Source organism: Ideonella sp. P3_A4 (genome assembly GCF_056403075.1).
Genome location: NZ_JBFUGE010001212.1, coordinates 1 through 879 on the forward strand (window position 1 = coordinate 1; position 879 = coordinate 879).

1 protein-coding gene is annotated in these 879 nt (G+C 69.6%); it reads right to left on the minus strand.

What is annotated here, in order from left to right; genetic code table 11:
* The coding region (coaBC, locus tag AC1DYI_RS37055) for a bifunctional phosphopantothenoylcysteine decarboxylase/phosphopantothenate--cysteine ligase CoaBC (protein ID WP_477209059.1) at nucleotides 1-879 on the minus strand (879 nt) is incomplete at both ends.

Consider the following 879-nt stretch of genomic DNA (forward strand, 5'->3'; position numbering starts at 1 on the left):
CGGCAGCCTCGCGACCGCGGCCAGGATGTCGGGGTTCTCGACCATCTCGATCGCCGGCGGTTGGCCGCTGCCGTCCTTTTTGATCTTGTGCTCGTGTGGCGCCGTCGGCCGCCAATCGGCGACAGCTGCGGTGGCGATGAACACGTCGTGGGCGCCGGCCACCGGCAGTACCGCGTCATGCATCTGCTGCGCGCTTTGCACGTCGGCGCGCATCACGCCACGCGGGGTCGGCAGCGCGACCGGGCCGGCCACCAGCGTGACCTGGGCACCCGCCTCACGCGCGGCGCGAGCCAATGCGAAACCCATCTTGCCGCTGGACCGGTTGGTGATGCCACGTACCGGGTCGATCGCTTCAAACGTCGGCCCAGCGGTGATCAGCACGCGCTGGCCTGCCAGCCGCTTGGGCTGGAAGAAGGCGATCAACTCTTCGGCCAGATCCTCGGGCTCGAGCATGCGGCCGTCGCCGATCTCGCCGCAGGCCTGGTCACCCGCGTCGGGGCCCAGCAGCGTGGTGCCGTCAGCACGCAGTTGCGCCGCGTTGCGCCGCGTGGCCGGGTGGGCCCACATCTCGCGGTTCATCGCCGGCGCAATCAACAGCGGGCAGCGCTCGATCGGTCGCGCCAGGCACAGCAGCGACAGCAGGTCGTCCGCGCGCCCTTGCACCAGCTTGGCCATGAAATCGGCGCTCGCCGGCGCCACCAGCACCGCATCCGCTTCGCGCGACAAATTGATGTGCGCCATGTTGTTCGGCTCGCGTGCGTCCCACTGGCTGGTGTAGACGGGCCGATTCGACAGAGCCTGCAGCGTCACCGCGGTGATGAAGGCCTCGGCGGCCTCGGTCATCACCACCTGCACCGTCGCACCGGCCTTGACCAGCTC